3 protein-coding genes are annotated in these 4,843 nt (G+C 38.2%); 1 reads left to right on the top strand and 2 read right to left on the bottom strand.

The window, feature by feature from the left end; all coding sequences use genetic code 11:
* The coding region (locus tag AC1DSB_RS14465) for a S8 family serine peptidase (protein ID WP_477586960.1) at positions 1–3,314 on the bottom strand (3,314 nt) is incomplete at its 3' end.
* 809 nt (positions 3,315–4,123) lie between these two features.
* Between AC1DSB_RS14465 and AC1DSB_RS14460 the strand changes: the two genes are divergently transcribed.
* The gene (locus AC1DSB_RS14460; protein WP_477532233.1) at positions 4,124–4,369 is read left to right on the top strand and encodes a YdeI/OmpD-associated family protein; all 246 of its coding nucleotides are present in this window, start codon (positions 4,124–4,126) and stop codon (positions 4,367–4,369) included.
* A gap of 53 nt (positions 4,370–4,422) precedes the next feature.
* Here AC1DSB_RS14460 and AC1DSB_RS14455 read toward each other — a convergent pair.
* The coding region (locus tag AC1DSB_RS14455) for an MBL fold metallo-hydrolase (protein ID WP_477586959.1) at positions 4,423–4,843 on the bottom strand (421 nt) is incomplete at its 5' end.

Raw genomic sequence — 4,843 nt, 5'->3', positions numbered from 1 at the left:
TCACTGACCATAATACCTTTTGAACTTAAATCTACATGTGTCCACTCACCATTTCTTTTGGCGGTTCCATTAAATGGTCCTGCTATTTTTTTACCAGGTCCACCATCTTTCCCACTGGTATCATAAACAGCCACCTTGAAATCCGTTCCACCAGGCTGCGGCCAATCTTCTCCCCAAAATTTGAATAATCCTCCTGTTACCATTGCACTTGTTTCGCCTTCAGCTAAAGACATCTTGACAGCCCAACCATTCCCGCCGGTATAGAACCCTTGTGCGTTTTCAAGCGTACCATCATCGTAGCCAATTTCTCCAGGATACCCGATAAAAGGTTTTAACTGCATGTCTTGTTTGAAGGATCCCGCGTTTACTTTAACGGTTAATTCTTTACCATAGTAGGATGGGGATGCCACTTTTAAAGTATAACTTCCTTCGTAAGCAGTAATGCTATATTCCCCTTTTTCATTTGTTTGGACAGGTTGAATCTGAGCATCTTCCATTAAAAACAGAGTAGCATTTGGAACTGGTTCTCCCGTCACTTCATTTGTGACTAATCCTGAAATCGTTCCTTTTGGAATTTCCTCCAAAACCAAGTTCGCTGTTACATCTTCGTTAGCTGAAACTGTAACAGACTGCGATGCCGAACGATGCCCGTATGCCTCTGCCTGAACTGTGAATGTTCCTGTTGCATTAGTTAATTGATAACTGCCATTTTGCGGGTTTGTAAAGGTTGATCTACCTGTTTCCAGTACACTTACCTCTGCATCAAGCGGTAAGATTGACGGAGAAGCTCCCTGTTCTAAGTTATCTTTAGAAATCTCCTGCTTAACCGGAGTTATTTTGCTTGGATCCACTTTTACCTTTGTAGCCATTGTTAGGGAATCTTGTTGATTATGGTCTTTAACAACCCCTAATGAGGCCTTGTTAGTTGCTTGAATAGGTTGATTAGATAGACGAACGTCGTCTATATACCATCCTCGATCATTAAAAAGAATGTCTGAAGTTGCATTAAAAGCAACAAAAATTCTTTGACCAGCATACTCACTTAAATCAACTTCTCCATCAATATAACTACTGGACTCTTGACCAGTGACGCGGAATTTTTGCGTCCAGTTTTCCATATCTGTTGAAACTAATACATGGCCAAAATCATAATTTGATTCAAAATCATACCATTGTTTAAATTGTAAGTATGCCTGCCCATCTGGAAGGTCGATTGGCGGCATCAGTAACGTCATATTTGCCATATCTGGATAAAGTCCATCCAATTTTGTCGCATAAACTTTCTCACCTGATACGGCTTTTTGGGGTCCCGAAGTTGGTACTCCCCATTCCCAAACATTATTTACCCCGAAGGAACGCCAACCATCAGGCTTTGTTTCAAAGTCTTCTAAATAACCGATGCCAATTCCTGGTTTTACAGAGATGTTATACGAATCGGTTATAACTTGATTTCCAACATAATCGGTTATTTTCCATTTGTAAGTGAGAATAGGTTCTTTAATGTCTTTTCCTGAAATTGTTACCATATATGAACCATTTTTATGGTCTCCTGAGATTCTTTTAGCTTGAAGCGTATCCCAATTCCCATCTGCTTTTAAGTAGTGTAGTTCAACATTCGTTACGCTGATATTATCTGTTGCCTTAATATCTAAATCTAAATCCATGCCCGAGAATGTTTTTTGTGGAGCACTATGCTCATACTTTGGTTGCTCTGCGTCCTCGCCTTCTACACTAACTTGTCCTTTTATTTTGCCAAGTCCGGTAGTAATGGAAGCCACAGCTTCATACGCATTAACTAGTCCGTATCCGTACCCATTATTAGGGGTATCCGGGAATGTTGAGTCCGTTAAAGGTGTAGAGGTTGATAATAATATTTCCTCTAATTCATCTACTGTTAAGCTTGAATCCACTTGACGAAGAAGGGCCACAAGCCCAGCAACATGCGGTGCTGCCATTGACGTCCCATTATTAGATGCATAACCACTGCCTGAAACGGCTGATCGGATAGCAACTCCGGGTGCTGAAACATCTGGTTTCACCTCATCATATGGGGAAGGCCCTTGAAGTGAAAATGGAGCTAAATTATTATTAATATCAACCGCACCTGTTGCAAATGATTCTGGATAATTGGATGGACTGGCAGCTGATCCGGGTCCACCAGGATTCCAGAAATTTATATTTCCTACAGCAAACTCAGGGAAAATTTCTGCCGCACGCCAAGCTTCAACCATTGGACGGTACCATTCATCAAGCCCAGGACCTCCGCCCCATGAATTATTGACAACGTCAGGTGCTTTTTCAGGGTGAGGATTTCCATTTTTATCTTTTGGAGCTAAAATCCATTCACCGGMTGCTAATAAATCTACATCCTCCCCACCTTCTTTAGAGAATGCCTTAACAGCAATCCATTTTGCTCCCGGTGCAACACCAATTTGATTTTCACCGTTAGGTTCAGCACCAACCATTGTTCCTGTTACATGGGTTCCATGGCCAACATCATCATAAGGCGTCGATTCATTTGATACTGGATCATACCAATTGAACTCTTGGTCTACATTATTCGGATTAGCTGGATCATATCCTCGGTATTTTTCTTTTAAAGCGGGATGATCCCACTGTACTCCTGTATCAATGGAAGCTACGACTGTCCCGGAGCCATCAATCCCCGACTTCCATACAGAAGGGACACCGATATTTTTAAGATTCCATTCTATAGAATCCTTTTGGTTATTTACACTAGCCTTCGCCTGGGAAGTTTCTTGTGATTTTACCGCTTTATGAAGCTGCCTCGTTTCATTTGGTAGAATCTTTTCAACTTCAGGAAAAGCTGCGATTTGTTCCATGACCTCTTTCGTAGCTGTTACGGCCATTCCATTAACAATATAAAAGGATTTAGTATTTTTTGCTTTACCAGCTTTTTCTTGTTTCTTCAAATAATCTTTAACATTTACTTGTGTTTCGATTGCTGTTGACCTTAAAGAAGAAACAACAGCAGATCTTTTCATATACTTTGCCTTTGCAGGAGAAGCCTTTTGACTAATTGCATTTTTCCCTGCTTCTGTAGCTATTTCAAGTGTATTTGCTTGTTGCTTAAATTTAATTAAGAAGGTTACTTCTTTCTGTTTATCAAATTGTTTAGTTAGCTTACTATTAATCTTACTTTTATTGGATGTTAAAGCAGCTTCTTTAACAGACGTGTATGGCTTATTATTTGTTTCTGCCATACCCATACTAGGCAACATTAATGATAGGACTAAAAATGCACTTAAAATTACATACAACCATTTGAAGCGAGCACTCATTTTTCTTTTCAAAACTTCTCCTCCTTAGTTCATTCAGTTGAAATAGTGATGCAATTCATCCAATTACCTAAAAGATCAAATCACCTCCTAAAATTGAAATCTCTTAGATGAGAAAATTTTCCTGTTAATATAACCATTGCGAAAAAATAGATCATCAGGTATCGGAATGTGTCGAAAATGAATGCGTTTTCATAAAATAATACTTTCGAATTAGGATAAATAACCCTACATACGCTTGTAACCATTTATCTAGCATGAAGAACACCAAATACCCCCTTGCATATTTAAACATAATCATTTATGTTTTTCCGCTTTCCCTCTCCGTCCTCACTCTCGCATCCACCTCCTATGTTGAATAATCACATTCATTTTCTTATGATTTTCGTATATGAATCTATTGAATATTCACTTTATTTCTATTAAACCTAGTGTAGTATAGACGCATTTTTTTGGCAATGTTTGTTAAGGAAAATCATTCCATATACTCACTTGTTATTTTTTGTATATGAGTTATGTATTATAAGCACATTTTTTTGACAATCTTTGTTAAGTAAAATCATTCTATATACTCATTTATTGTTTTTGAATAGGAGTTATTTACCAGTAAATTACTCCATAGAATTGATTATCACTCACCCTTTGCTGGAAACCGATACCTTAAAGTACAAAGTACAAACCATTCTTCTCTTCTGATCATCACCATAACTTCAACTATATCTCGTAAGTATGTTTTTCTAACTACTCAACCATCTCTATGAATAAGAAGTGTATATTAAGGTCATTACTCAATCCTTTTCTCTAGTATCTCAAACTATTTTTTCTTGGATCACTTTCAATGTGTCGATGATTATATTGAGTATGTCGAACATATCAAAGAATATTTAAGTCGCAATGAAGATTCTCTGGAAGCTTATAATAAATTGACTTTCGGCTATCAAAAAGATTGGGCACGATATGTGTATAGCGCGAAGAAAATTGAAACCCAGGAAAAACGCTTACTTGAAATGGAAACCATTCTAGGGGAAGGCTACAAGTCCATGGATTTGTATCGAAGAAAGAAAAAGTAAATGGTCTTGCAAAAGAAAAATAAGCGTACCTGAATTCCTTCATTCAGATACGCTTATTTATTTTTGATTCTTTTCAATTCATCTTGCTTCCATTCATATTCCGCAAAATCTTCCGCCACAGTAATGGAATGAAATACGAATAATCCTTGTTTTCGCAGTTCTTCTGCTTGGCTGGGTAAAAATCTGGCGCTGATATGTTGAACGATGAGATGTTTGGCTCCACTTTCTTTCGCAACTTGTGCTGCCTGTGTAATTGTTGAATGGCCATAAGGTTTCGCAAGTTCCTCTGTACCTGCATCAAATGTCGCTTCATGAATGACGATATCAACGTCCCTGCTTAATTCAATTGATGCCTGGCAATAACGCGTATCTCCGAGAATACTTATAGAGAATCCATTTACCGGTCCAGCTGTTACATCCTGACTTAACACAGTTTGACCATTTTCTAAAACTACATCCTGCCCTTTTTTTAGT

This window comes from Paenisporosarcina sp. P4_E4_2 (genome assembly GCF_056401595.1).
The sequence above is the reverse complement of the archived record's forward strand: the minus strand, read 5'-3'. Positions and strand labels throughout refer to the sequence as shown.